We start from the raw sequence: 25,721 nt of genomic DNA, 5'->3' as shown, positions 1-25,721 counted from the left end.
CCGGGGACGGCCCGTCTCCCGGCAGCGGATCGTGCCCCGGGCCGGCGTCCCGAAAACCCTTGCCCGGCAACGGTCTCCGCCGCGTCGAACCGCCGGGGGCGCGCCCCTGGCCCATGGCAAAATCAGCCGGGTGCAGATCGGGATACTGGGGCCCTTCGAGGTGCGCACGGCGGACGGCGTCCTCACCGACGTGCCCGGCGCCCGGCTGCGCGGGCTGCTGATCGCCCTCGCGCTCGAAGCAGGCCACCTCGTCCCGAAGGCGACGCTCATCGACTGGATCTGGGGTGAGCGCCCGCCCGCCGACGCGACAAACGCCTTGCAGCGCCTGGTTTCCCGGCTGCGGAAGGCACTGCCGGAGAAGTCCGTCGAGGGGCGGCCGAACGGCTACCGGCTGTTGGTGGCACCCGACGCCGTCGACGCCCTGCGGTTCGAACGCCTCGTCGGCCGGGCCCGCGACGACGACGATCCGCGGCGGCTGCGCGAGGCCCTCGCACTGTGGCGCGGTGCGGCCCTGCAGGACGTCGGTCTGCAGGACAGCGCGGCGTTCGACGCGGCCGTCACCCGGCTCGACGGGCTGCGCCTGACGGCCATGGAGGATCGGTTCGACGCGGAGATCGACCTCGGCCGCGGCAGGGAACTGGTCACGGAACTGACCGACCTGGTGGCCGCACATCCGGTCCGGGAACGGCTGGTCGCCGCGTTGATGCGGGCCCTCGTCGCGACCGGTCGCGACACCGAGGCGCTGCTCGTGTACCAGCGCACCAGGGAAACCCTGGCCCACACGCTCGGCGTCGGCCCCTCCCCGGAGCTGTCCGCCGTCCATGTCGCGCTGCTGCGGGGCGAGTTGGGCCGCCCTGCGGAGCACCGCAGGACCAATGTGCGCGCCGAGCTGACCAGCTTCGTCGGCAAGGACGCCGATGTCGCCGCGGTCCGCGAACTCACCGCCGAGCACCGGCTCACCACCCTGATCGGGCCGGGCGGCTCGGGAAAGACCAGACTCGCCACGGAAACCGCGCGCACCCTGCTCGACGACCTGCCGGACGGGGCCTGGCTGGTGGAGCTGGCGACCGTCGCCGCGGACGGCGACGTGGCGCACGCGGCGCTCGCCGCGCTCGGCCTGCGGGACGCGCTGCTCGGCGAGGCACCGCCGGACGCGGACCCCACGGACCGGGCCGTCGCCGCGGCCCGCGACCGGGCGATGCTGCTGATCCTGGACAACTGCGAGCACATGATCGAGTCCGCGGCGGCGTTCGCCCACCGGATGCTCGGGGAGTGCCGGCGGCTGCGGATCCTCGCGACGAGCCGGGAACCCCTCGGCATCATCGGCGAGGCACTGTGGCCGGTCGCGCCGTTGGCCCTCCCCGCCAAGGACGCCGACCCCGACGAGATCGCGTCCTCCCCGGCCGTCCGGCTGCTGCGGAGCCGGGCCAGCGCGGTGCGCAAGGACCTCGTGGCGGACGCCCGCACCCTGTCGACCATGGCGCGGATCTGCCGGGCGCTGGACGGCATGCCGCTGGCGATCGAACTCGCCGCGGCCAGGTCGCGCACCCTCTCCCTCGACCAGCTCGCCCATCGGCTCGACGACCGGTTCCGCCTGCTGACCGGCGGCAGCCGCACCGCGCTACCACGGCACCGGACACTGCGCGCGGTGATCGACTGGAGCTGGGAACTGCTCACCGACGCCGAACGGACGGTGCTGCGCAGGCTCTCGGTGTTCTCCGGGGGCGCGAGCCTGGAAGCGGCCGAGCGGGTCTGCGCGGGCGGCGCGGTCGGGACGGGTCAGGTGCTCGATCTGCTGACCGCGCTGACCGAGAAATCCCTGGTGCTCGCCGAGGGCGACCGGGCGCCCCGCTACCGGATGCTCGGCACGGTCAAGGAGTACGCCGAGCAGCGCCTCGCGGAGGCGGGGGAAGCGGATCCGACCCGCCGTGCGCACCTCGCGTGCTTCACCGCACTCGCCGCCGTCGCGGAGCCGCACCTGCGCCGCGCCGGCCAGTTGGAATGGCTTGCCGCGCTCACGGCCGAGCACGACAACATCGGCGCCGCGATGCGCGGTGCGCTCGCGGCCGGCGACGCGGACGGGGCGATGCGGCTCGCCGCCGCCGCCGGCTGGTACTGGTGGCTCGGCGGGCACAAGGCCGAGGGCAACGAGCTGATCATGGCGGCGGTCGCCCTGCCCGGCGAGGTGCCCGACGAGGTCCGGGCCCTCGTGTACGCCTTCGTCGTACAGTTCGTGACCTCCGGGCAGCAGAGCGACCAGTACCGCGCGGCCGAGTGGATCCACCGGGCCTACGCGGTCAGCCGGGGGGTGCGGAGCCGGCACCCGGCGCTGGAGTTCGTCGTCCCCCTGGAACGCATGCTGCACGCGCCGGACGCGTTCCTGCCGGCGCTCGAACCGCTGCTCGCCCACGAGGACCCCTGGGTGTGCGCCATGGCCCGGCTGCACCTCGGCAAGACGCGGATCATGCTCGGCCACGCCGGCCGGGACGCCGACGCCCATCTTCAGACCGCGCTCACCGAGTTCCGCGCGCTCGGTGAGCGGTGGGGAATCGCGTTCGCCCAGACCGAACTGGCGGAACGCCTCGCCGTCCGCGGCGATTTCGCCGGCGCGTGCGCCCACTACGAACAGGCCGTCGCGGTCGTCACCGAGGTCGGTGCCATCGAGGACGCCGCACGGATGCGGTCGCTACAGGCCCAGTTGTACTGGCTGTTGGGCGATGCGGAGTCGAGCGCGGCCGCGATGGCCGAGGCGGAGCGGTACGCGGAACGCGCCGCCTGGCCGAACGTACTGGCCGAGCTGGCCCTGGCGAAGGCGGAGCTCGCACGCTGGAACGGCGACGCCGCGCAGGCGCACCGCCAACTCGACCTCGCCACGGCGATGTTGGGCGAGGACGCCGGGCGCGCGATCGTCCGCGCGATACTCCAGGACCTCCTCGGCTACCTCGCCACGGACCACGACGAGGCCCGCACGCACCGCATCGCGGCCTTCCGGGCGGCGTCCGAGGCGGGGCACGCGCCCCTGATCGCCCGGGCGCTCGTCGGAACCGCGGATCTGGCGCTGCGCGACGAGCAGTACGAGCAGGCCGCGCGGCTGCTGGCGGCGAGCGCCCGCGTGCGCGGTCTGCCGGACCGCTCCCAACCGGATGTGGCCCGCATCGAACGGGCCGCACGGCAGCACCTCGGCGCCGCCCGGTTCACCGGGGCGGCACAGGAAGGCACCCGGGCCGACTGGCGCGACCTGGCCGCCCGCACGCTCCCCGGCTGACCTCGCCCGACGGCACGCCACGGCACCGCACCGTGCGAAGGGGCCCCGTCAGCCCCGCGTCCCCGACGCCGGTGACAGCGGCGGTTCCTGGTGGGAGCCGTAGCGCTCCATGCGCTGCCAGCGCAGGCGGCTGCCGGACAGGGCCGTGGCCACCGACTGGACCACCACGAGGTACATCAGCTGGCGGTAGACGAACTGCTGGAACGGCAGGCTCCACAGCGGTCCGAGCCGTTCGCCGTCGAGCCGGAACGCATAGACGCCGGTGACGACCTGGACGAGCAGGAACGAGCACCACAGCAGCAGTACGTGGACGGGATCGAGGAAGAGCAGCCCGTACACGCTCAGCACGTCGACCAAGGGTGCCAGCAACGGCAGCAGCACCTGGAAGAGCAGCAGGAAGAGCAGCCCGCGACGGCCGAACGTGCCGGCTGCCCCGCTCTGGCGGGCGGCGCCGCGGTGCTTCCACATCGCCTGCAGGGTCCCGTAGCACCAGCGGTAGCGCTGCCGCCACAGGGCGCCGAGGGAAGCGGGAGCCTCGGTCCAGGCGATGGCCTTCTCCTCGTAGACCACGCGCCAACCGTCGCGCCAGATCGCCATGGTGAGATCGGTGTCCTCGGCGAGCGTCGCCTCGGAGACACCGCCGACGCGCACCAGCGCGGCCCGGCGCCAGGCGCCGATCGCGCCCGGCACCGTGGGCATGCACCGGGCCAGGTCGAAGAGCCGCCGGTCCAGGTTGAAGCCGACGACGTACTCGATGTGCTGCCAACGGCCCAGCAGACCGCGCCGGTTGACGACCTTGGCGTTGCCGGAAACCGCTCCGACCCCTGGGTCGGAGAACGGCTGCACCAGATGGCGGACCGCGTCCGGCTCGAAGACCGTGTCGCCGTCCATCATCACCACGATCTCGTGCGAGGCGGCGGCGATCCCCGTGTTGAGCGCGGCGGGCTTGCCCGCGTTCCGCTGGCGGATCACCCGTACGCCCGGCAGGCCGAGCGCCTCGACGATGTCGGCGGTGCCGTCGCTGGAGCCGTCGTCCACGACGATGATCTCGACCGGGTGGTCGGAGGCGACCAGGGACCGGACGGTCGCCTCGATACCGGCCGACTCGTTGTAGGCCGGCACGATCACCGACACCGGTTCGGTGACCGGCGCTCCCCACTCCTTCCTGGCCTCCCGCCGGTGCCTGGCCGCGGCGATCATGGAGATCACCGCGCGCAGGATGCCCAGCAGTCCGGCGACGAGCAGCAGCATGTCGAGTGCGTCGAGACCCCAGACCGCCCCCTTGAGCAGCCACAGCAGCCCGACGCCGAGCAGGTGCTCGCCGGTGGAGGACGGGAGGTTGGCGTCGGCGAGGTGGAATGCCTGGCTGACCGTCTGGAAGCGGTAGCCGCGCGCCTTCAGGCGCGGGATCAGTGTGTCCAGCGCGGCCACGGTCTGTGCGCGGTCACCGCCCGCGTCGTGGAAGAGGAGCACCTGCCCGGTGGCCCCGGGCGGAGTGGCGTTCCGGACGATCGTCTTCACGCCCGGCTTCTGCCAGTCCTCGCTGTCCTGGGTGACCAGCACGGTCAGGTAGCCCAGCTTGCCGAGCTGTCGCATCGTGGCCCAGTCGGCGTTGCCCACCGCGTCGGCGCCGGACGAGTACGGCGGGCGGAAGAGGTTGCTGGTGACACCCGCGGCGCCGGCCACGGCGAGCTGGTCCTCGCGCATCTCCATCGTGCGCTGCCAGCCGGGCAGGCTGGGCAGATAGGGGTGGGTGAAGCTGTGCAGGCCGAGTTCGTCGTGGTCCTTCGCCATCCGCGCGACCAGGTCGGGTTGTGCGGTCACGCCGGTGCCCACGAGGAAGAAGGTCGCGGGCACGTGGTGCCGTTCCAGCGTCGCCAGGACCTTGGGGGTCCAGGTCGGGTCCGGGCCGTCGTCGAAGCTGAGCACCACGGTGTGCGCGGGCGGCGTGAGCGAGACCGGTTTGGCTCCGCCTGCCGAGATCACCGGGCCGCCGTTCTCGACCGAGGTCGGCACCTGGTCGACGGGACCCTGCGGAGGGTTCCCGCCGTCGTCCTGGAAGCCGAACATGTGCTGCGTGTAGCCCTCGATGAGCAGCGTGAGGGTGAGGGTCAGCACCATGGTCACCAGCAGCACCCAATGGGTGCGCACCGGCGTTTCGCGGGCGGTACGGCCACGCTGTGGAGAAGTGGTCACATCGGTGATTTCTGGATGGGTGACGAGTTCTGGAACGGGTCGGCCGGCCGGGGAGGTGCCGAGGAAGGGCCGCGCGGCGCCACGAGGAGTCGGTGGGGCGCTGCGGGCGCGGCCCGGGGGCCGAGCGGTTCCTGACGGATCGTCAGGCGTGTCAGGGCGTGCCGTGGGTGGGCAGGAAGGGGGGCGGCGCGGTCGGGGTCTGCTTCGGGTGCGGGGACGGCTTGGGGTGCGGGGACGGCTTGGGGCTCGGGGACCGCTTCGGGCCCGGGGACGGTTTCGGGCTCGGCGACGGTTTCGCCGTCGAGCGCGACTTCACCTTGGCGGAGGCGCCGCCGACCGCCTTCGACACCGTCGTCACCCGGCCCGGGCTCCGATGCCGCTGGACGGTGGCCACGGCCGTCGGGGATGTCCGGGGCCGGGGCGCCTTGTGCGCGGCGACGGCGCTCGCGCCCGGCTTCGGCCGCATGGGGTGCGGCAGCAGCGCCGGCAGGGTCGGGCCGCCCAGGAGGGTGCTGACGAGCAGGGCGACGTACGCCACCGCCGGAGCCACCAACGCGGCCACCAGGAGGCGCAGCCGTCTGCGGCGGCCTCCCGACGCGTCGACGAAAATGGGTTTGGGAGTGGGGCGCCGGATCGCTTTGCCACTCAGCCGCAGCGTGTCACCGGTGGTCTCGGCCGGGGATCCGGCCGCGGTAGGCCCCTGAGAGGGAACATCGGGAGACGCGGACGCATCAGGCATCACTTCGTCCCCGGCGGGCGCCTGGCCCTCCGGAATGGTCTGCACAAGATCCGGACACTAGTGGCCGAATTTATACGCGCGGTACAGGGGCCGTTAAGCCCGCGAAAAATCTCAGCAAAGCCGATGCCCGACCCGGCGCGGCCGGTGGCGCGAAGTGGGTCAGTCCTGCGGCCTGTTGATGGTCCTTCTGAAGTCGGCGCCCACGGTCAGCGGACCCTTCAGATCCCACGCGCCGCGGTCCGCGAGCTCCTGCAGGGCCCGCGACCGGTCGACCGCCTGCGGCCAGTCGTTCTGACGGTCGGGGGTGCAGGGGTGCTTCATGTGCTTCTGGCGGACGGCGTTGAACCGGGCCAGCCACTGCGCCTCGTTCACCCCCGAGGCCGGGTTCCCCCCGAGCGCCTCGTCGGTCTCCTGGGCGATCTTCACCATGCCGTCGCAGTCGTCCGCACCCTGGCCCATCATCAGGGCGGTGTCGAAGAGGTTCTCCAGACCCAGTTGGCTCTTGACCCCCTCCCGCGCGCCCAGCTTCACGGCCGGGGCGAGGTACGTGTCGTGGCCCACCCGGATCTGCAGCCTCCGGAAGATCGGGTCCAGGGCGGCCTTCTTCCAGTCGCGCACGAACGCCCCGCCCAGCGCGCCGGTGTCCTCGCTCCCCGAGTCGGCCAGTCGCTGGAGGACGGGCGTGTACTTCGCGAGCACGTTGTGGGGTGCGGCGGCGTTGTACGACGTGACCAGCCCGAGCATGTCGCCGCTCTGGCTGCAGAACCCGACCCACCCCGCCGTGTAGCCGCAGCCGTCGTGCAGATCGGTGATGTAGCCGTACTGCGGAACGGTGGCACCGTTCTCGAACACCGCGGTGATGTCGTCCATCATCAGGATCGCCGCCGGACCCGCCGCGGGAGCAGCCGGAGCCCCGGCCGCACCACCGGCCTTGTCGGCCCCGTCGGCCTGGTTGCCCTGGTCGGCCGTCCCGGACGTGCAACCGCCCAAGGTGAGCACCGCACCGAGGACGACGAGCAAGGTGCGACGCATTCTGGTCAACTCCACGAACCGCTCCGGCCTGTTCCTGCCTCTTCTTGCCCCCGGGTCTCGCCGGAGACCTTAGCCTGCCGAGTATGCGCTGGTCAGGGCAGCGGGGGGAGACGCCAGCCGGCTCCGGCCCCGCGCCCACCACCCGCCATGCCACGCCGCCCGAACCCCGGCTCACCAAGCGGGAGTTCGCCGCCCGGACGGACAACCCCGACGCCCGGCACACCCGCCCGCACGCGACCCACCACACGTGCGGCCCGCCGCCGGCGACACCCGACACACACCCCCGGATCGCACTCCGGCCCCTTCACCGCAACAAGATCGCCGACGCCACGACATTTGCGGCACTTCGCCGCCGCACGACACCAAAGAGCCCCTGCCGGATCTCTCCGACAGGGGCTCTTTCGCACGGTGAGGGGTTCGCGGGTGGTGCTGACCTGCAGTTACCGGGGATGGACACTTGAGGCTTCCCAACGCCTGCTGGCCGATTTCCCCTATGGATGCACCGTACACGCAGCACGCCGCCACCCGGGCTCGCTCGGGCCCCGCACGCATGGCCGCAGCGAGGCAGATGGCGGGTCCTGCACGAGCCGGGCCCATTGCGCGACACCGACGTGATCCCGCCGAAGCACCCGAGCCCACCTTTGGGGGGGGAATGCCTTTGACTCTCACGGCGTAACTGCCACCCCATCGACGTATGGGGCCTCAACCAGCTGGGGTGCTCGCCCGTCAGGAGACCTGCTTGAGGACGACGGTCGCCTGCGCAGGGGGGCGTCGTCCCGTCGGCCCTTGCAGTTCGGCGGCGAAGAGCTGCCAACTCTGGGCGTAGATCTGCGCGAGGCGACCCACGGCCTCCTTGCAGTGCGAGGGGAGGCTGGCCGCGATGCCTTCCGGGTCCCGGGCGACTGCGGCGCCGGCGTCCAGCAGCCGCAGGACCAAGCGCCCGGTCTCGTTTAGGCGGAGTGAAGGATCCCGCCGCAGCAGGTTGAAGATGTCGGCCGGATCCGGGAGCTGTGCCCTGCGGACGGAGGCGGTTCCGGCGCCGGCTCCGACCAGGCTCCTTTCGGCCGCCCTGGCGCCACCGCACCGGGAACCGCCTGCTCTGCGGGCGGACTGCCGCGCCACCGTCACATCTTCACCCCGCGCGATCCGCCCCCGCACGTCGGCGACGGTGGCCGGCGAGATGCCCGCTTCCCGTGCGATCTGGCGGAGGGAGGCTGTCGGGTTCTTCCGGAGGAGCGTGGCGGCCAGCTTGCGGCCCTGGGACGGATCGACGGGCCGGGCGCGACCATCTCGGCCCACGCGCTTGGCGACAAGCTCTGGCGCGTCGCCGAGCAGTCCCCGGCGGATGTCCGCCGTCTTCCGCGAGGACAGGCCCGCCACCGAGGCCACCGACCGGTCAGACCACTCCGGATGTGCCGCGAGGATCCGCTCGGCGGCCGCCGTGCGCTCCTCCACTGACAGCGGAAGACCGGCGGCCACGTTCAGGGCCACCGCCAACAGGCGGCCGTCCTCTGCGCTGCCGTCGAAGAACCGGACGGAAATGCTGGACCAACCGCGGAGTTCAGCCGCGCGTAACCGATGGATCCCGTCGATGACGGTCATCGATGCGCGGTGCACCAGAACGGGCGGAAGCAACTCCCCGAGCTCCGCGAGGGTGCGTGTGTGTTCTGGGGTTTCCACGCTGCTGCGCGGGGAGGCCGCTATCTTTACGGCTCGCAGGGGGACACTCTCCACGGGGGAGTCGAGCAGCTCGTCTCGAAGTCTGAGCAGGTAATCGGAGTCCGTTCGCCGGGACGGCTCCGTTTGCTGGGACGACACCGCTGTTACAACCTCCTTGAGGGATCCGGATGCGAGGGACACGGACCGGGTCTGCTACTGCCAGCCCGAGTCCCCCGGGACCTTGAGCTGCTCCCCCAAGGAAGAGGCAAGAGTAAGTGGGGCCGCCAGGGCGACCGGGGACTGCCAGCCCGAGTCCGCCTGGACCCTGGCCGGGTGCGAGCCCTGCGTGGCCGCCACCCCGCAGGCCGTGGCCGTCACGGCCGCAACTCCAGCCCCTAAGAGTGCGATGCGACGCATCATTCTGTTACTCCCCCTCGTGTCGATGCTGGGTTCTTCGTTCTCCGGCCGCTGTGCGACCTGTGACCGAGTCTTGCTTTGACGGGGAGCCGGGAAAAGTGGTGAGGGGAGGGGCAGAGCGGCCATGTCCGCCAGAGGACAGGTCCGCGTCCAGAGGTATGCGGCGCGCGGGTCACCACTGCCCTTGCGGGATCAGTGGTACCTCCGCCCGGAGGAAGGCCCATCCGCCCATACATGGCAGGTTGCCGACGGTATTCCGCCAAAGGGTGTACCCCGCCGCCTCAGCTGACTCCAGCGTCTCCGACCTGAGATAGACACCGATGACCGGATTCGGCCCGCCCATCGGGTGCGCGGTGACATGCACGACGCCCGCGTCGCGCGGAGAGGCGTCGGCAACGGCCGCAGCCGCGCACAGAGGCAGCGGGATACCCATGGGGTGCGGTGCCAGGTGGATGTGGACGAGGTACAACATGTCTCCCTCACAGAGACAAGGCGGAGGTCGCGTGCGATTCGGCGTGGGGATATACCAGCGTGCGGCAGAACGGCGTCAGAAGCTTCTCGCCCCAAGCCCGGGCTGTCATCCATATAATCTGCGCTGCTATCTCGGTTTCTCGCTCACAGAGCAGGGTGTCCAGGGGAGAAAGGGTGCGCATGCTTTCCGGCTTAGGTATTGATTCGGTCACCGAAGCTGTGTATAGGACGATTCTGGCCCGTCCGGACGGAGACGTCGCGGACTGGGCTACCGAACTCAATCTGTCGGAGCGTGAGGTACGGGAGGCGCTGGACCGGCTGAGCGGCCTGGCACTGGTCCGGCACTCAGCGGCGGACCAGGTGCAGGTGCGCGCCGTCAATCCGCTGCTCGGCCTGGAGGCTCTGCTCGCTCGACAACAGGCGGAGCTGGCGGCGCATCAGCAGCACGTCGAGGCGAGCCGCGCGGCAGCGGCTGATGTCATCGCCCAGTACGCCCAGCAGTACGCGCCGGGAGCCGGCTCGGGCTTCCGGTACCTGGCCGGTATCGACACTATTCGTGAGCACCTCGAAATCCTCAACAGTCAGGTCGAGCAGGAGTTTCTGACGTTCGCCCCCGGAGGCCCTCAGACCCCGGAAAACATGGCGGCCTCACGCCCTCTCAACCTTCGGCTCCTGAATAGGGGAATACGGATGCGCACCGTATACCTGGACAGCATTCGGCGCGACCAAGCGACGGTTGAACATGCGGAATGGCTAACGGCCCAGGGAGCCGAGGTTCGCACGGCACCAACTCTGCCCAACCGGCTCATCGTCATCGACCGCAAGGTCGCCCTCATCGCGGCCGACAGCCAGAACACCGGCACCGGTGCATTGGTGATCGACAACCCGGGCACGATTACCCTGCTGTGCGCGCTCTTTGAAAGCACGTGGCAGTCCTCGCAGCCGGTCGGCACCCGGCCGGAGCGCAGCCCGAGCGGACTCACCAAGCAGCAAGGCGAGGTGCTGCGTCTGATGGCCAAAGGGTGCACGGACGAGGCGATCGCGCACCACCTCGGGGTCTCCAGCCGGACTGTACGAAGGATCGCCGCGACCCTGCTCGTCCACCTCGACGCGCAGAGCCGGTTCCAAGCTGGTGCCCACGCCGCCCAGCGGGGCTACCTGAAGACCCACTCGGACTGACATGCCATCACTCAGCTATGCGACGCGCTCTCGCCCTTGTCCAACTGTGGATGGCCCGCAGTTGGACAAGGGCGAGGGCGCCGTCCTCCCGGCTTCCCACGAACAGCCGGGCACAGCCGGGGCTTTTGAATTTCTGCCGTTCGACCATCCGTCGGCGATCCATTGACCGAACATCGTCAGACGTGTGAACTTCTCTCTCGCCAATCCACGGATCCCCGCAACGGGGAAGAAGAGGAGAAGAGAAATGCCTCAGCAGGTTGTCGGCTACACCGCCGCGCAGGTCGCTGCCGCAAATCAGGCGGCCCTCACCATGGAGGCCATGATCGGGCGTCTCAGCTACGACGAGTCCTTCGCCTCGCACCTTGCCAACAACCCCCGCGAAGCCCTGGAAGGCTCCGGAATGCTGATGGAGAAGGAGGCCGTCGAGGTCCTCCTGGCGACCGACCCTGAGCGTTTCGACAAGCTCTGCGAGGCGCTGTTCGACCTCGTCGACTCCGACTTCCTGCACGCAATGGTGGGGCCTTCCTGCGCCTGATCCGCATCCGGGTCGCAGAAAGTCATAGCGTCGTTCCGGCGTAGCCCTCGACGCGCAAGGTGAACAGCCCTGGAAGGACGGGGACAGGCCGCTCTCTGCGGCCTGTCCCCGCTGTCTGGCCGCCGCCTGTCAGCTGTTCAACTGCCCGTCACTGCGCAGAATCTTTTCGGAGGACCGAAGATGGCCCGCGTCGCACTCGTCAATCTGGCCAGTCTCCCCATGCCGGGCAACGAGCCGATTTTCCCGATCGGCCTGCGGTGTGTTCAGGATGCCCTCGACCGAGCGGACCACCGGACCCGCCTGATCGATTTCGTCGAGGACCCCGGTGCCCTGGAGGACCTCTCCTGGGCCACCGAGCCCTGGGACGCCATCGGGTTCACCATCCGCAACATCGACCCCATCGACATGTCCTGCGACGGCCACGTCGAGCACTACGAGGCCTTCGTCAATCGAGTGCGCCAAGCGCTTGCTGCGGCCGGCCAGAACCCCCTGTTGGTCGGCGGAGGCCCCGGATACAGCCTGTTCGCCGACCAGTTGCTGGCCCGTCTCGGATTTGATGTGGGCGTCGTCGGCCCCGGTGAGCAGGCCATGCTGGATATTCTCAGCGACCCGGAACGTTACCGGGAGGCAGGCAGGAACATCACGGGCCGGCGGTACAGCGGCTTCATGACGGACTTACTCCAGCACCCCAAGTCGCTGATGGAGACCTACACCAAGTTCGAAGACGCCATGATCGGCGTGGAGACGCGCAGGAAGACCTGCTATCAGGGGTGCGTCTACTGCCCGTACGCCTACATCAGCGGCGAGAATAGTGGCGACCTCAAGCCGCTGGACCTCATCGCTTCCGAACTCCGCGCCATTCACGCCTCAGGGATCCGCCGGGTGTTCTTCACCGACGGAATCTTCAACAGCGAGCTCCGCTACGCCAAGGAAGTCGTACGGCTGGTCACGGACCTGAACCTGCCCGGACTGACATGGTCCGCTTACTTCACCCCCAAGCCGTTTGACGACGAATTCGCCGAACTGCTCGCCGGAAGCAAGGTCGAATTCGTCGTCATCTCTCCGGACAGCCTCGATGACCGCGTGATGAAACTGCTCGGCAAGACCTTCGGCACCCGCCATGTCGACCGGTGCCTGGAACGGTGCAGACGGCACGGCATTCCCACCCGCGTGAGCGTCGTCTTCGGCGGGCCTGGGGAGGACCGCGAAAGCGTGCGCAACAGTGCGCAGTACATCAATTCCAGACTTGAGGACGGCGAGCTGGTGATGCACGTGGGCTACCGGGTGCTGCCTCAGACCGGTATGGCCCGACAGCTCAACATGCCCGACGACGACCTGGTCGGCCCGACGTTCTACCCGTTCCACCCCGATCTTTTCTCGTGGATCATCCAGGACCTCGACAGCCGTTTCATGCCAGCCAAGGTGTTGATCAATTTCATGGCCGTCCGCAGCTCTAGCAAGCGGATGACCAAGGTCCCCCTCCCGGCGGGGCTTCAGGACGCGGCGCCAACGGAGTTCCCTTACCTCGCGCTGAGCCGCCAACTGCCCCTCGTATGAACGCTCGACTGTAGGTGAATGCCCATGACGACCGACCGAGTGCGCCGACTGACGCCGGCGGACACCGACGAGATCCTCCGAATCATCGATCTCGAAGAACTCGACGCCAAGACGCTGGCCAGGGAGCTGGCAGCTGGGGACGACTACCTGTGGCTGGGCCTCGACACTGCTGAAGGACGCCTGGGCGCCGTGCATCGCAGCATGAAGTGGGGGGAACTCCTTCTGCTCAAGGGAGTCTTCGTCGCCGAGTCCGCGCGTGGCAGCGGTGCGGCGCTGGAGCTGGCCTTCGCGCTGCGCGACGCCGCCCGCCGCGGCGGGTATGCCGGCCTCGCCGTGTGGGTCGAGCCGCACAAGCCAGAGGCCGGACTGGCCCGGATGCTACGGCTACGGGAGACGGGACCGCTGATCCACCGGTTTGAGGTATCTGTACCGGCCGACGGCCCGCCCATTTCCGGGCCTGTTCCCGACGCCGCCAGCGGCACGCTCTTACCCGGCTCGCCAGAGCACGGGGCTTATGCCCTGGCCCCTCTGGTGGTTGACCTGCTGAGCGGCGGCGCCCCCGCGACGGTCCACTGGGTACTCGACCGCCACCGCCTGGTACTCAGCGGCTTCCCGCTGCCCTCTGTCGTGGATCTCCACCGTCTAATCACAGATGTAGGACCGTTGGCCAAGGCGAAGGGGGCAGCCTTCATCGAGTTCCCCGTTCCGGCGGCGGATATCCCGTCCGCACTGTCCCTGGCCGCGATCAAGGCACGGCGCCTGAGCCGCACGCCGGTCCGCCTGGGCCGCCTCGACTTCGGTACGGATCGTGACGCAGGGAGGCGGGACACGGATGAAGCCGCGTGACATCCGCGCTCTGTGCCTGCGCGCCGACCCGGAACTAGCCCTGGCGGAATTGCGCCGCCGGGGCATCGGCCCGGCCCGGCTGCGGGAGCTGCTCGGCCGTCCCGACCAGGCTGAGTGGCAAGCCTGGTCCGGCGCGGCGGAGCTGTACGACGAGCAAGGCCGCCGCACGGAGATGGCGGTGCACGTACCCCCTTATGCTCCGGGCCGCCGGCTCGGTGCTCTGATCGTGCTGCACGGTGCCGGAGGCAGCGGGGACCAGGTGCTGCCGTCCTTCACCGCACTCGGCGACCGACTGTCGATGGCCGTCCTCTGCCCGACGGCACAGATTCCGACGCGGAAGTCGAACAACCTCGACCTCGCCGGAATCTTCGGGAGCAGGTTCCACATGCCTCGCTGGGACCTGGCCGGCCGGGACTTCCCGCTGGCCGCCCTGCGTTGGGCGCGCACCGAACTCGACGTCGACCCGGACCGCTGCGTCCTCGCCGGAGTCTCCATGGGCGGCCTGGCCACCTGGAACCTGGCCATGAGGTTCTGGCACTCGTACGCGGCCGCTGTCCCGCTCAACGGAGCCCTCTCGGTCTGGGAGTCCTTCGGCACCGACGCCCGGACCCAGGCCCTGCTGCCCAACACCCTTCCGCTTCCCCTTTACGTCGTGCACGGAGCCGAGGACGAGCAGATTCCGGCGCAGTTCGACCGGGAATCCGTCAGCACACTGCGGGCTCTCGGCCACCCTGACGTGGCGTACGAGGAGGTCCCGAACGGCGCGCACGGGCTGGAGACGCTGGGGCTGGCGGAAGACGGTCCACTGTTCCACCGGCTCGCCGGCTGGTTGGCAAACCGTACACGCCGTACCGGGCAGTCGGACGAGATCCGTCACCGGGCCGAGGAGGACGCCCACGGCCGCGCCCATTGGGTGAGCCTTGGCGGAATCACCCCGCAGCAGGCGGCCGTGGTCCACGCCCGCCGGACCCTCCCCGACCGGATCGACATCGAGGTCAGCGGGGCTCACCAAGTCACCCTGCACCTGAGCGGGGAGCGGATCGCTCCGGGGGACACCATCACGGTGGCGGTCAACGGTGCCGTCACGACGGTGCGCTTCGCGCCGGACCTAGCCACCGTCCTCCGCTCCTACCGGGAGACGGCGGACCCCAGGCTCGTCGCCGAACAAGTCGTCAACTTCGACGTCCCCCACAACCCCAGTGCCGGCACCGACAGCGAGCCGACCGGGTCCAGCAACGAGGAGAGGTGTGGCCATGCTCAATCGATCTGAAATACGAACGTATCTCACGGCCAGGGGCCCGGCTCAGGAAGAACTCTTCGCCGAGGCCCGACGGGTCCGCGAGGAGCACTTCGGACCCACCGTGATCCTGCGCGGGGTCATCGAGGTCAGCAACGTGTGCCGGGTGAACTGCGACTACTGTCCGATGCGCCGCGACAACACCCGTGAGAACGACCGCTATTTCATGAGCAGCGACGACATCCTGGAACGGGCGCGCGAGATCCGGGCCGCCGGCATCGACATCATCCTCCTCCAGGGCGGCGAGACCCCGCGGAACCTCTCAGCCATTGAGGACGCCATCCCCCGGATCCGCGCACTGTACGACGGCCGCGTCGAGATCCTGCTCAACCTCGGGAACATGCGCCGGGAGCAGTACGAGCGCCTCCGCGCCCTCGGCGCGACCAGTTACATCCTCAAGCACGAGACCAGCGACGTTCGCCTGTTCGAGGCGATGCGGCACGAATCGCTCGACGACCGGCTGCGCTGCATGCGGGATTTGCTGGACCTCGGCTACCGGGTGGGCACAGGCCTGATCTCCAGCCTGCCCGGCCAGACTCTCGACAGCATCGTCGACGACATCGAACTGGCCGAGACGATGGGAGTCCACATGTGCAGCGTGAGCCCCTTCGTGCCCGCGCCGAACACCCCGCTCCAGCTCTCCCCCATCGGCGACAACGAGCTCGCCCTCAACGCCCTAGCCACCCTCCGGCTGCACCGCCCCCAGCTGCTCGTCCCGTCGGTGAGCGCTTTGGAGAAGACCTCCTCGGGCGGACAGTCCCGGGGACTGGCCGCCGGCGCGAACGTCATGACGGTGAATTTCACGGGCGACACCGACCGGCAGCGTTACCTGATCTACGGAAAGGACCGATTCGTGGTCAAGAAGCAGTACGTGGACGGCCTCGTCCGCGCGTCGGGACTCCGACTGCGGGGATCCGTGTTCCTGTCCCCTGAGACGGAACCGGGTGCTCCGATCAGTGCGGGTATTACGGACGGCAGGTCCCGCCTGAGGTACGCGTCATGACCATCCACTCGGTGAACTCCGCCAACTTCAAACGCTTCTGGCTCGGGCAGACCCTCTCCCAATTCGGCACCCGCATCGGCACCCTCGGCCTGTCCGTGACCGCCGTGGAACTTCTCCACGCGGACAGCCAGGAGGTCGGCATCCTGGGCGCCGCGTCCACCGTCTGCTACCTCCTGATCGGCCTCCCTGCGGGCGCATGGGTGGACCGGATGCTCAAACGCCGGACCATGATGGTCGCCGCCCTCATCCGCTGCCTTGCCGTCCTCGCTGTTCCCGGCCTGTGGCTCACCGGGGGGCTGCGGATTGAAGTGCTGTACGCCGTCGCGCTCGTCGTCGGCGTGGTGTCCGTCTTCTTCGACGTCGCCTACCAGTCCTACGTGCCGGTGCTGGTGCTCGAGGACGACATCGCCGCCGCCAACGCCCGCCTCGAAGCCACCGCCCAGGTGTCCACCCTCGGCGGGCCGGCACTGGCCGGGCTGCTCATGCGGGCCATCAGCGCGCCAGTTGTCATGCTCGTGGACGCCTTCACCTATCTCGCCTGCTTCCTGTGCCTGTCGGTGACCAAGGACGCTGAGCAGCGGGCCGTGCCGACCCCCGAGACCAAGGGCCGCCTCGCGGCAGACATCGCGGAGGGCCTGCGCTTCGTCCGCGACCAGCCGGTCGTCCGGCGGCTCGCGGCGGCCATGGGGGTGTCCAACTTTTTCGCCACCATGGTGGCGACCCTGGTTCCGGTCCTGGTCATACGCACCCTCGGCTTCGACTCGTTCATGCTCGGCCTCGTCATGACCTGCGGCGCAGTCGGAGGCGTTCTGGGAGCACTGCTCGCCCCCAGGGCACGGCAGCGGTTCAGTGTCGGCGCAGTCATGTCCTTCGGCCTGCTCACGACAGCGTTCTTCACCGTGTCCAGCCCGCTGGCGGCCTTAGTGGCCGCGCATAGCCGGATCCTCGCGGGAGCGGTCCTGCTGGTAGGCGAGTTTGGCCTCACCGCCGGGGCACTGCTCTTCAATGTGACCCAGGTCAGCCTGCGGCAGAGTCTCTGCCCCAAGAACCTCCTCGGGCGGATGAACGCCTCCATCCGCTTCGTCGTCTGGGGCAGCATGCCGCTCGCAGCACTGCTCGCGGGCTGGCTCGGCTCAGCGATCGGCATGGTGCCGACGCTGTGGATCGGGGTGGTCGGCAGCGTCGTGACGGTCCTGCCGATCCTCACCGTCGACAAGGTCATGACGGCGGCTACCTCCCCGACGGATGCCGGGACTCCGGAGGTTGCACGGTGAGCAGCGGCCGTCAGGCTCTGGTGATGCGCATTCTGGCACAGGGGGTACACGTCAACGGCGAGCGCATCGACGCCACCGGGTCCCCCTTCCTTTCTCTTTGCGACCGCCTCGGCCGAGCCGGGGTACGGCCCGGCGAGATCGCCGTACTGGCCGGTCTACAAGGCCGCGACCTGATCGTCGCTACCCTGGCGGTGTGGCGGCTGGACGCAGTGCCAATGCCCGTGCCCGAGCCCGCGCCGGCCCTGGACGGCGTGCCCGACCGGACAGTGCGCGAGGCCTGCCGAATCACCCCGGACCTATCCGTGACCCCAGCCACCACCGCACCGGATCAGCGCGGCGCAGCCTTGGACCGGACCGCCGTGCTCCACCTCAGCTCGGGCAGCACTGACCGGCCCAAGGTCGCCCAGCGCGGTGTGGCCAGCGTGCTGTACGACGCCCAGGGCTACCGCGCGGGGCTGGGTTTAGTGCCCGGCGACTGCGTCGCGGTACCCGTCCCGCTGGCGCACTCCTTCGGCTGGGGCGTCGCCATGAGCGCGCTCATCAGCGGCTGCGACATCGACGTAACGCCTTTCGTCCGGGCCAGCTCCTTGGCCCGCAAGGCCGACTCCGGCGCCGTGTCGGTACTCGCCCTCACTCCGCCGCTGGCCAGGCTGCTGACCGATACTCGGCGACAGGGCGGCGACGCAACACTGCGCGCCGCGATGGCCGGGGCCGGCCAGGTCCCCGACGAACTCGAGGACGCCTTCCGTGAACGTTTTGGGCTGCCGCTTCTACGCGGATACGGCTCCACGGAGACCGGCGGCACCTTCTTCGGGGACCGCGGCATGGGCAGGCCGGTGCCGGGCGTCGACATCGTCCAGCCGCTGCCTGGGCAACGCGGTGAACTGGTACTGCGGCTGGCGGCACCCTTGGAGGGGTACCTCGGCGAGGACCAGGGGCCGGCTGCGGAATGGCATACCGGCGACATCGTCCAGCTCGACACCGACGGCATCGTCCACTTCCAGGAACGTGTGCGCGGCCCCCTCCGTCTGAACGGGCGATTCATCCAGGCGGACGCCACTGAGGCGGCGCTACGCGCCGTGCCCGGGGTAACAGATGTCTTCCTACTCGTCCTCCCGCGCAGCGACACACCCGAGACCGAGGACTTCTACGCCGTGGTCGAAGGCGACTCCTCTGAGGAAGGCCTGCTGGCGGCCCTGGCCGGTTGCCCCGCCGGAACACCAGTGCCGCGCGTGGTGGTGTTCCGGGAACTTCCTCGGACCGCGGTGGGCAAACGGGACCGGGGCATGGTCATCGACAAGGTACGGAAAGTGAGCAGGTGTGCCTAGTCTCACGGAGCGCCACGCATGTGAACTACTGGTGGCGCGTCATGTTGTACGAACGCTAGGCGAACGGGGGATCAGTACCTCGACCGCCGAGGAGCTGATCGAGGATGCCGACCTGCGGATCCTCGACCTGTCACTGCTTGGTCTGAGCTCGCTCGACTGGATCGCCCTCGCTACGCGGCTGGAAGACGAGACTGGCGGCGAGCTGCCCGATCACGTGCTGGTGAGCCCCGAGCATCGCAGTGTCGCGGGGTGGGGCGCGGCGATCCTCGCCGCCCGGACGGGGCGCAACAGCTGACTCATTGACCTGGAGGTGGAGAACATGAAGGAAATCCAGCGCGGAAGGCGCTACATCGTCATCGACGACTTCCTCGGCGAGCAGGACTTCGCCGCCGCCCAGGAGATGATGGACCGCGCGGCGTTCACCCGCCGCGAGAGCGTCATCTCGGACGAGGACGGATACGCCTTCCGCTCGAAGGGGGTGCAGTTCCGGGAGGACCTCGGCGCCGCGGAAGCCGGCGGGCGGCCGAAGGTGTACGAGGAACTGGCCCGGACGGTGCGGGCGTACAGCGGCTTCTACGGGGAGGCGGGCACCGACTGGGACCGGCTGGCGTTCGCGTTCTGGAAGTACCCGGCAGGCAGCCGTCTGGGCTGGCACAACGATGCCGGCCGCGGGCGTCAGGGCGAGTTCATTCTCTTCTTGCACGACCGGTGGCGGCTGTCCTGGGGCGGGGAGCTGAAGCTGCTCGATGAGGATCCGCCGCCCGAGGCCGAGGCCGAGGCCACAGAAAACGACCTGGTGCTGCGCATGGAGGCACGGATCGCCCGGAGCACGACGAGCCCGGTGGCCATCGCGCCAAAGCCGAACCGGCTGGTGCTGGTGAAGTCGGACACCGTCCACACCATCGGCCGCGTGGACCATACCGCGGGAAACACTCTGCGCCGTACGCTCACCGGCTTCGTCTCCAAGCGCCCGGAGCGGGAGCGCCCCCAGGTGGACGCACGACAGAAGTTCGAGGAGATCCTCACCACCGGCTGACCAGAGTCACACCCCCCTCACGCACATCTGTTGACCAACTATGCCTGGGAGGCGTTCATGCAATCGTGGCTTGCCGAGAGCCCGGCCTATCTGCACCACTGGATCGAGGAGCACGGAGTCGATCGAGCATCCCTCAGTCGTGTGTTGGACGGCCTAGATATCGCACTCCGCAACGAGGTGCTGGAGCACACGTCCGGTGGCCAGGAACCGAACATCTTCATCCCAGGTCTCTCCGAGATCGCCTGGTGGGACAACGACCGCTTCCCATGGATCGCGGACCTGGAAGCAGCTACCGAGGCCATCACAGCGGAGTTCGAATCCTTGGGTGGCCTGACCGGCAAGCGGACCCTGTCCAAGCCGAGCGAACTCGCGGACGAGGGACGGTGGTCGGCGCACTACCTCTATTACACGGCCAAGGCCTACCCGAGGAATCTTCGGGCCTGCCCGAGGACTGTCAAGACGCTCGAACCGGTCCCCGGGGCTTTGGGCTGTGGGATGACCTACTTCTCAGTGTTGGACCCGGGCACCCATATCGCGGCGCACACCGGCTACACGAACGCACATCTGCGGTGCCACCTGGGCCTCATCACTCCGCAGGGCCCCCGTATCCGGGTCGGTGACGATACGAGGGAATGGGAGCGAGGCAAGGCGTTCGTCTTCGACGACTCCTTCGAGCACGAGGTTTGGAACGACAGCACCGAGGGCCGAGCAGTCCTACTGTTCGACATATGGCACCCCGAGCTGACGGACATCGAGATCCGGGCCATCGCCTACCTGATGGAGACTTCCCGCAAATTGATCTACCGCAGCTTCTGGACCAAAGAGTTCGCCTCCTGACCCTCATCGAGGCCGGCCGCACACGCCATCGTCCGGCCCGGCTGTCGCTACCTGGGCCCTCGTGACCGAACTGCTGGGACACCTGTGCAACGACTCCAGCTCGCTCGCCCAAGTCACAGCCTTGGCCTCGATGCCCACGTCCCACCAACGCTGCCCATCCGGTGAGTCACGAACCACCGACTACCTAGCGCCACGTCAGCCCGAAGGCTCGATACAGTGCGCCGGCCAGCAGAAACGGAGAGCCGCTGCTGGAGCACTAGCCCATGCCCGTGACCGACGAGTAGCGCAGCGGGTTCCTTCCCTGGCCCCCAAGTGGCTACTTGTGCAGACATCGCTCATGATGAGTCGTGCCCGTTCCGGCTCCCCGCTTCCAGCGCATCGCCATCGACGCCGACCACCGGGTGGCACTGCTGCGCACCCCCATGCAAGTACACCCATATGGGGGCTGCCACAGCGCCGAGTCGGGCTCACGGAGTCATACCGCGGAACAGTGAGGCACCTAGGCCGTGTCTCTCCGATCATGTGACTCGTTGTTCGAGTCATGTTGAGCAGGGGGGACCTGACGGATGACGAGTGGGCGGTGCTGGAGCCGTTGCTGCCGTTGAGCAACAACCGGTGCGGCCGGTGGCGGGACCACCAGCAAGTGATCAACGGGATCATTCACCGGCTCGGCACCAGCTGTCAGTGGCGTGAGCTGCCCGAGCGTTTCGGCCCGTGGCAGACAGTGCACAAGCGGCATCTGCTGTGGTCGGCCGACGGCACCTGGGAGAGGCTGCTCCAGCATGTTCAGGCCGAAGCCGATGGCGTCGGCGGAATCGACTGGGACATCAACATCGACTCCACCTCCGTGCGGGCCCACCAGCATGCCGCAGGAGCCCGCAAGGACCCGCCGCCGGCACAACCTCTCACGCCAAAGGGGGCCACTCCAGGGGACCTTCGCCTGAGTCTGCTGCCGTTCCTGGAGGAGGCGGTCCGGCAGGCGAGGCCCTCGGCCGTTCCCGGGGCGGGCTGACCACCAAGCTCCATCTGGCCGCGGACGGCCAGTGCCGTCCGCTGTCCCTGCTCGTCACCCCGGGCCAGCGGGCGGACTGCACCCAGTTCGAACCGGTGCTGGACAAAATCCGCGTGCCCCGCACGGGGCCTGGCCGGCCGCGCCGAAGGCCGGACAGCGTCAGCGCAGACCGGGCCTACAGCAACGGCGTCATCCGCTCCTACCTGCGACGACGCGGAATCCGGCACGTGATCCCGGAAAAGAGCGACAGCCAGGCTGCCCGCCTGCGCAAAGGCTCTCGCGGCGGACGGCCCCCGGTCTTCGACGCAGGGCGGTACAAGCAACGCAACACCGTCGAGCGGGCGGTGAACAAACTGAAGCAGTTCAGAGCCGTCGCGACCCGCTATGACAAGCGCGGATACGTCTACCTCGGCACCGTCACCGCCGCAGCCCTTCTCATCTGGCTCCGATCATGATCGGAGAGACAGAACCTAGCTGGTCAGCTCATGTGCGGGCGTTCGGTTCGCTGGGGTGACGTCACCGGACACCTCTGGGCTCCCATGCCTGAGAGCAATGCGGCACGCGCCGAGACGCACTACTTCATCGCACGGACCAGCCCTACCTCGCACAGCGGATTTTCTGGTGGCTACCCCTTCTGGGTCCCACGAACTTCCCTTACTGGTCGTTTCAGAATGCGGCGCGTAGTCGTCTCAAGCAGATGATGCTGCAGGCGAGTTCGAGGAGTCCTTGGTGGAGCTTGGCGCGTATCTCGTAGCGGATGCGAAGGCGTGTGAACTGGTGGAGCCAGGCGAAGGTGCGCCCTACCACCCAGCGGGTCTTGCCGAGTCCGGAGCCGTGCGGGGCGCCGCAGCGGGCGATCTTCGGTGTGATGCCGCGCTTGCGGATCAAACGCCGGTACTTGTCAAAGTCGTAGCCGCGGTCGGCGAACAGCCGTCGGGGCCGGTGCAGTGGGCGGCCGCGTAGTCCCCGTATGTGGGGATGACATCCAGCAGCGGCATCAACTGGGTGACGTCGTGCCGGTTGCCGCCAGTCAGTGCGACCGCGAGCGGAGTGCCGTGCCGGTCGACGGTCAGGTGGTGCTTGCTGCCCGGCCTACTCCGGTCGACTGGCGAAGGTCCGGTGTGAGCCCCCCTTTGAGGGCTCTGACGTGCGAGCCGTCCACTGCTGCGTCGTCCATCTCCAGCAGGTCGGACCTGCGCAGTTCGACGAGCAGCGTCTCGTGCAGGCGGGGCCATACGCCGGCCTCGGTCCAGTCCCGCAGTCGACGCCAGCAGGTCACCCCCACTGCAACCGATCCGCTCGGCCGGGACATCCCGCCAGCTCACTCCCTTGCGCAGCACGTAGACGATGCCGGCCAAGGCAACGCGGTCGTCCGCCGGCAGCCTGCCGGGGAAGCGGTACCGCCGCGGCGGACGGGTCGGGAGCAGCGGGGCTGTCCGCTCACACAGACCGTCAGGAACGAGATCGTCTAATTCCCTGCAGACCCTGCCCGATGCCGCCCTCAACTACCAATCACCACAGGGAACTCATTCTGAAACGATCAGTTAGTGCTTTTCTGAACCCTCACCGGCTTGAGGTCACGACCATCCTGGTCGACAGCCACCTCGACGGCTGGCTGCCCGACGGGCCCATCGCCCTCGACTGAATCTGCACGACAGATGGTTCCCTCACCCGCACACGAGCGGATACTGGAGTCGTACGCTTCAGCCCGCGCTGCGACATTATGGCGCAGTTCTACCTAGTTGCTCTTTCGGCACCCCGACGGTCGGGGCCCTGCCTTGTGCCACACAGGTCCCAGGTGGTCCGGACTCTAGGCAGCACCTCTTGCCTAATCCCTGGAGTCACTCTCAGCGGTGACGTCGGCAGGCACAATGGAAAACCACCCTGTCGGCCCCTCGGTCACCCGTCCTTCCACCGCCAGCCGCTTGAGCCTTGCGCGGGTCGTTTCTGTCCGAGCGTGGACCTCACCGATCGACAACGTGATGTCCCTGACTTTCATAGGCCGCCCGGAACACGCCAGCAGCGCAAGCGCTCGTTTCCGGGCCTCTTCCAGCGCGAGCGGCTCGGACGTCGGCGACTCCACCGCTTCGCCTACGTTGACCGCCTCGGCGGGCTGGTCCCCTCCCCTGTCCGAGTCATGTGGGGACGCGTCATCTGCCGCATCCTCTTCCGGCTTCGGGGGGCCGTCAGCTGACAGTGACCGTAGAGTGTCGCGGGTGATCGTCAGTCGGATCAGGCGTTCCTCGATAACAGCGACCTTTTCCCGCAGCGTATCCAACTCGCCGCGAATGATGGCCTCTTCCCTGTCCAACCGATCAAATAGTGACGTCATCGCCCACCCTGATTCTCAACCGTGAGTGTGAGCTCCAGCAGACACGAGCGCCGCCAGAGTTCGGGTACCACGGTAAGGGATCCGCCGGAAGACCGCAGGCGTACGGCGCAGCTCACCCGGCTCTCGACAGGCTAAGCGCACAGTAGCGACAGCCCTCGCACGTACCGCGAACCATCCGTCAGCGACCGGGCAGAGCTGAAGGCGACGTCCCCTCCCTCGCACCTGGGGGCTACACGCGGAAAACCCCCACACACAACCCCGGAGGCCCATTCCACGCCATGAGTCAACCTCAGCAGACAGTTCGAGGGCGACATATCACCTGGTCAGGCCAACCCCCTGACCAGCTGAAGGCGCTGCGGTAGCGGCCTCGCAGTCTTCGATACCAAGGAGAGCTAGCCCCAAGGGCATCGAGGCACCAAGCCTCTTGGGGGCATCCATTTTTTTCATGACGATCTCCAGGATTCACTTCGAGCGCCCCTTGAGATCCTCTACAGTGAGCACGCATCGTGCACCGCGGGCCAGGAGATCACCGACGCCAGGCCCACCAAACCTGCCTAGAAGTTCAGCAGTTGATGGAGCCTCATTGGTACCTGACACGGTCATCCAGCGCCTAGAGAGCGAGGAAGATGCCGCACGGGCAGAGTTGACTGCCCTTCAGGGGAGGCTCATAGCCTTGGAAGAGCGCCTCACCGCACTCTTCATCACGCGGCGCACGCTCACAGAGCTCCTACCTGCACCTCCCGCCGATGAGACATCCTCTGAAGAGGAACCCCCTGGCACCGAGCAGGTCAGGCCGTCGGTCGAGAAGCCCTCGGATCCGAATGGGACGCAGCAGACTGCTCCACACAAGGCGCTAGGAGGGCTCAAGGCATCCGAGGACCTGAAGATCGTCACGCTCATAGCGAGTGCCGACCGGCCCTTGCGCGCACGCGAGGTGACGGTTGCTCTGGGCCAAGACCCCTCGCGCTCGCAAGTGGAGGTGATTCGCCGCGCCTGCCTCAAACTTGCGAGGGCGGGCCATTTGCGGATGCTCAGCACAGGGGAGTTCGCCGGCCCTGGGGGAGCTGCCTAACGCAGGGCAACAGAGCGCGGTGAATACCGCTCGACGTCGGAAGGATCAGCCGGCGCCGCGCGAGGAGAAATGGTGGTGCCGCCGAGGGATCAGTCCCGGCGGCACCGGCACACGTCAGTCCACGTAACGGCTTCGGCATGCCCACCTGAGCGTAGTCCAGCCCGGGCTACGCATGGGCGTGCTGAGCCGAATTTGTCCTGCCCGCGCATACCGCGCGGGCATTCGGAGGTTCAGCAATGCCCCGATCCGGGCCCTTTGCCCCCCGGGTAGAGACCAACCCCGAGCCCGTCCTCCAGTCGGCTCAGCGTGGCCACGTCCGGCCAGCTGCCGCCAGCGAGGAGGTTGGCTACCGCCTGGCGGTTGACGCCAGTGAGGGACGCAACGCGCCGCAGCCCCAGCCCCTGCCGAGCCATATGCCTGGTCAGGGCATATGCGATGGCTTGCACCACCCGGGCTTCGGGGTAGTCGGCGATAGCCGCCTCGGGCCAGTTCTCCGGATCCCGGGCCAGCTCCCTCGGTGGCACACTGCGCCCCCTTCCTCCGGTCATCGGAATGCGCTCCTGACGGTCGAAGTGCACACTCACGACACAGGCGGCTCTTTGTGTAGCCACTTCACGTGGTGTGTCCCTTTGGA

At 68.6% G+C, this 25,721-nt stretch carries 20 protein-coding genes and 1 pseudogene; 13 read left to right on the top strand and 8 right to left on the bottom strand.

The genetic code is table 11. The annotated features are described in order from the left end of the window. Window positions 1-130 precede the first annotated feature (130 nt). On the top strand, window positions 131-3,265 hold the full coding sequence (locus MOV08_RS24695; RefSeq protein WP_275308858.1) for an ATP-binding protein: 3,135 nt from the start codon (window positions 131-133) through the stop codon (window positions 3,263-3,265). Window positions 3,266-3,313: 48 nt separating this feature from the next. Here MOV08_RS24695 and MOV08_RS24690 read toward each other — a convergent pair whose 3' ends face one another. From MOV08_RS24690 to MOV08_RS24670, 5 genes are all read right to left on the bottom strand, one after another. Continuing rightward, window positions 3,314-5,416, bottom strand: coding sequence for a bifunctional polysaccharide deacetylase/glycosyltransferase family 2 protein (locus MOV08_RS24690; RefSeq protein ID WP_275308857.1), 2,103 nt, complete (start codon window positions 5,414-5,416; stop codon window positions 3,314-3,316). Between the two features lie 196 nt (window positions 5,417-5,612). Beyond that, window positions 5,613-6,200 carry a hypothetical protein gene (locus MOV08_RS24685; protein WP_275308856.1) on the bottom strand — a complete coding sequence of 196 codons (588 nt, stop codon included), beginning with the start codon at window positions 6,198-6,200 and terminating at the stop codon, window positions 5,613-5,615. Window positions 6,201-6,359: 159 nt separating this feature from the next. Further along, window positions 6,360-7,232: a chitosanase gene (locus tag MOV08_RS24680; RefSeq protein WP_275308855.1), complete on the bottom strand. Its 873-nt coding sequence runs from the start codon at window positions 7,230-7,232 to the stop codon at window positions 6,360-6,362. A 726-nt stretch (window positions 7,233-7,958) separates the two neighbouring features. Further along, window positions 7,959-8,834 carry a ParB/RepB/Spo0J family partition protein gene (locus tag MOV08_RS24675; protein ID WP_476718403.1) on the bottom strand — a complete coding sequence of 292 codons (876 nt, stop codon included), beginning with the start codon at window positions 8,832-8,834 and terminating at the stop codon, window positions 7,959-7,961. A gap of 646 nt (window positions 8,835-9,480) precedes the next feature. Further along, a complete protein-coding gene (locus MOV08_RS24670) occupies window positions 9,481-9,780 on the bottom strand; it encodes a hypothetical protein (protein WP_275308853.1) in 300 nt (99 codons plus the stop codon). A 179-nt stretch (window positions 9,781-9,959) separates the two neighbouring features. Between MOV08_RS24670 and MOV08_RS24665 the strand changes: the two genes are divergently transcribed. The 12 genes from MOV08_RS24665 to MOV08_RS24610 all read left to right on the top strand — a co-directional run bounded on the left by MOV08_RS24665 (window position 9,960) and on the right by MOV08_RS24610 (window position 22,138). Then, on the top strand, window positions 9,960-10,958 hold the full coding sequence (locus MOV08_RS24665; RefSeq protein ID WP_275311875.1) for a LuxR C-terminal-related transcriptional regulator: 999 nt from the start codon (window positions 9,960-9,962) through the stop codon (window positions 10,956-10,958). Between the two features lie 244 nt (window positions 10,959-11,202). After that, the gene (locus MOV08_RS24660; RefSeq protein WP_275308852.1) at window positions 11,203-11,493 is read left to right on the top strand and encodes a hypothetical protein; all 291 of its coding nucleotides are present in this window, start codon (window positions 11,203-11,205) and stop codon (window positions 11,491-11,493) included. 180 nt (window positions 11,494-11,673) lie between these two features. Then, the gene (locus MOV08_RS24655; protein WP_275308851.1) at window positions 11,674-13,050 is read left to right on the top strand and encodes a B12-binding domain-containing radical SAM protein; all 1,377 of its coding nucleotides are present in this window, start codon (window positions 11,674-11,676) and stop codon (window positions 13,048-13,050) included. 24 nt (window positions 13,051-13,074) lie between these two features. Further along, window positions 13,075-13,896 carry a GNAT family N-acetyltransferase gene (locus tag MOV08_RS24650; protein WP_275308850.1) on the top strand — a complete coding sequence of 274 codons (822 nt, stop codon included), beginning with the start codon at window positions 13,075-13,077 and terminating at the stop codon, window positions 13,894-13,896. Further along, the gene (locus tag MOV08_RS24645; RefSeq protein WP_275308849.1) at window positions 13,883-15,166 is read left to right on the top strand and encodes a dienelactone hydrolase family protein; all 1,284 of its coding nucleotides are present in this window, start codon (window positions 13,883-13,885) and stop codon (window positions 15,164-15,166) included. Before MOV08_RS24650 ends, MOV08_RS24645 begins: the two co-directional genes overlap by 14 nt. Beyond that, window positions 15,150-16,196: a biotin synthase BioB gene (locus MOV08_RS24640; protein WP_275308848.1), complete on the top strand. Its 1,047-nt coding sequence runs from the start codon at window positions 15,150-15,152 to the stop codon at window positions 16,194-16,196. The genes MOV08_RS24645 and MOV08_RS24640 overlap by 17 nt, the downstream gene beginning before the upstream one ends. Further along, entirely contained in the window at window positions 16,193-17,470 is a 1,278-nt protein-coding gene (locus MOV08_RS24635; RefSeq protein ID WP_275308847.1) for an MFS transporter, read from the top strand. Before MOV08_RS24640 ends, MOV08_RS24635 begins: the two co-directional genes overlap by 4 nt. Beyond that, the gene (locus tag MOV08_RS24630; protein WP_275308846.1) at window positions 17,467-18,798 is read left to right on the top strand and encodes a class I adenylate-forming enzyme family protein; all 1,332 of its coding nucleotides are present in this window, start codon (window positions 17,467-17,469) and stop codon (window positions 18,796-18,798) included. The genes MOV08_RS24635 and MOV08_RS24630 overlap by 4 nt, the downstream gene beginning before the upstream one ends. Before the next feature lie 31 nt (window positions 18,799-18,829). Then, window positions 18,830-19,093 carry a phosphopantetheine-binding protein gene (locus MOV08_RS24625; protein WP_275308845.1) on the top strand — a complete coding sequence of 88 codons (264 nt, stop codon included), beginning with the start codon at window positions 18,830-18,832 and terminating at the stop codon, window positions 19,091-19,093. 24 nt (window positions 19,094-19,117) lie between these two features. Beyond that, a complete protein-coding gene (locus tag MOV08_RS24620) occupies window positions 19,118-19,834 on the top strand; it encodes a 2OG-Fe(II) oxygenase (protein ID WP_275308844.1) in 717 nt (238 codons plus the stop codon). 30 nt (window positions 19,835-19,864) lie between these two features. Next, window positions 19,865-20,671, top strand: a complete 807-nt coding sequence (locus MOV08_RS24615; RefSeq protein WP_275308843.1) for an aspartyl/asparaginyl beta-hydroxylase domain-containing protein — start codon at window positions 19,865-19,867, stop codon at window positions 20,669-20,671. 541 nt (window positions 20,672-21,212) lie between these two features. Then, window positions 21,213-22,138, top strand: a protein-coding gene (locus MOV08_RS24610; protein WP_420834206.1) for an IS5 family transposase whose coding sequence is annotated in 2 segments (ribosomal slippage) — window positions 21,213-21,605 and window positions 21,608-22,138 — 924 coding nt in all. Because the reading frame shifts where the segments join, the coding sequence is not laid out codon by codon here. 211 nt (window positions 22,139-22,349) lie between these two features. Here MOV08_RS24610 and MOV08_RS24605 read toward each other — a convergent pair. The 3 genes and pseudogenes from MOV08_RS24605 to MOV08_RS24595 all read right to left on the bottom strand — a co-directional run bounded on the left by MOV08_RS24605 (window position 22,350) and on the right by MOV08_RS24595 (window position 25,500). After that, window positions 22,350-23,188 (bottom strand): annotated as a pseudogene (locus MOV08_RS24605) (IS5 family transposase). A 323-nt stretch (window positions 23,189-23,511) separates the two neighbouring features. Then, entirely contained in the window at window positions 23,512-23,994 is a 483-nt protein-coding gene (locus MOV08_RS24600) for a hypothetical protein (protein ID WP_275308842.1), read from the bottom strand. 1,323 nt (window positions 23,995-25,317) lie between these two features. Beyond that, the gene (locus MOV08_RS24595; protein WP_275311874.1) at window positions 25,318-25,500 is read right to left on the bottom strand and encodes a helix-turn-helix domain-containing protein; all 183 of its coding nucleotides are present in this window, start codon (window positions 25,498-25,500) and stop codon (window positions 25,318-25,320) included. Window positions 25,501-25,721: the final 221 nt, after the last annotated feature.

The sequence above is a fragment of the Streptomyces yunnanensis genome, from assembly GCF_029011865.1.
Classification (GTDB): Bacteria; Actinomycetota; Actinomycetes; order Streptomycetales; family Streptomycetaceae; genus Streptomyces; species Streptomyces yunnanensis.
The sequence above is the reverse complement of the archived record's forward strand: the minus strand, read 5'-3'. Positions and strand labels throughout refer to the sequence as shown.

What these genes read in the sequence shown, in the direction of transcription:
- MOV08_RS24685 (WP_275308856.1), bottom strand. Translation starts at nt 6,200, where the DNA reads ATGCCTGATGCGTCCGCGTCTCCCGATGTTCCCTCTCAGGGGCCTACC.
- MOV08_RS24680 (WP_275308855.1), bottom strand. Translation starts at nt 7,232, where the DNA reads ATGCGTCGCACCTTGCTCGTCGTCCTCGGTGCGGTGCTCACCTTGGGC.
- MOV08_RS24675 (WP_476718403.1), bottom strand. Translation starts at nt 8,834, where the DNA reads ATGACCGTCATCGACGGGATCCATCGGTTACGCGCGGCTGAACTCCGC.
- MOV08_RS24670 (WP_275308853.1), bottom strand. Translation starts at nt 9,780, where the DNA reads ATGTTGTACCTCGTCCACATCCACCTGGCACCGCACCCCATGGGTATC.
- MOV08_RS24665 (WP_275311875.1), top strand. Translation starts at nt 9,960, where the DNA reads ATGCTTTCCGGCTTAGGTATTGATTCGGTCACCGAAGCTGTGTATAGG.
- MOV08_RS24660 (WP_275308852.1), top strand. Translation starts at nt 11,203, where the DNA reads ATGCCTCAGCAGGTTGTCGGCTACACCGCCGCGCAGGTCGCTGCCGCA.
- MOV08_RS24655 (WP_275308851.1), top strand. Translation starts at nt 11,674, where the DNA reads ATGGCCCGCGTCGCACTCGTCAATCTGGCCAGTCTCCCCATGCCGGGC.
- MOV08_RS24650 (WP_275308850.1), top strand. Translation starts at nt 13,075, where the DNA reads ATGACGACCGACCGAGTGCGCCGACTGACGCCGGCGGACACCGACGAG.
- MOV08_RS24645 (WP_275308849.1), top strand. Translation starts at nt 13,883, where the DNA reads ATGAAGCCGCGTGACATCCGCGCTCTGTGCCTGCGCGCCGACCCGGAA.
- MOV08_RS24640 (WP_275308848.1), top strand. Translation starts at nt 15,150, where the DNA reads ATGCTCAATCGATCTGAAATACGAACGTATCTCACGGCCAGGGGCCCG.
- MOV08_RS24635 (WP_275308847.1), top strand. Translation starts at nt 16,193, where the DNA reads ATGACCATCCACTCGGTGAACTCCGCCAACTTCAAACGCTTCTGGCTC.
- MOV08_RS24620 (WP_275308844.1), top strand. Translation starts at nt 19,118, where the DNA reads ATGAAGGAAATCCAGCGCGGAAGGCGCTACATCGTCATCGACGACTTC.
- MOV08_RS24595 (WP_275311874.1), bottom strand. Translation starts at nt 25,500, where the DNA reads ATGGCTCGGCAGGGGCTGGGGCTGCGGCGCGTTGCGTCCCTCACTGGC.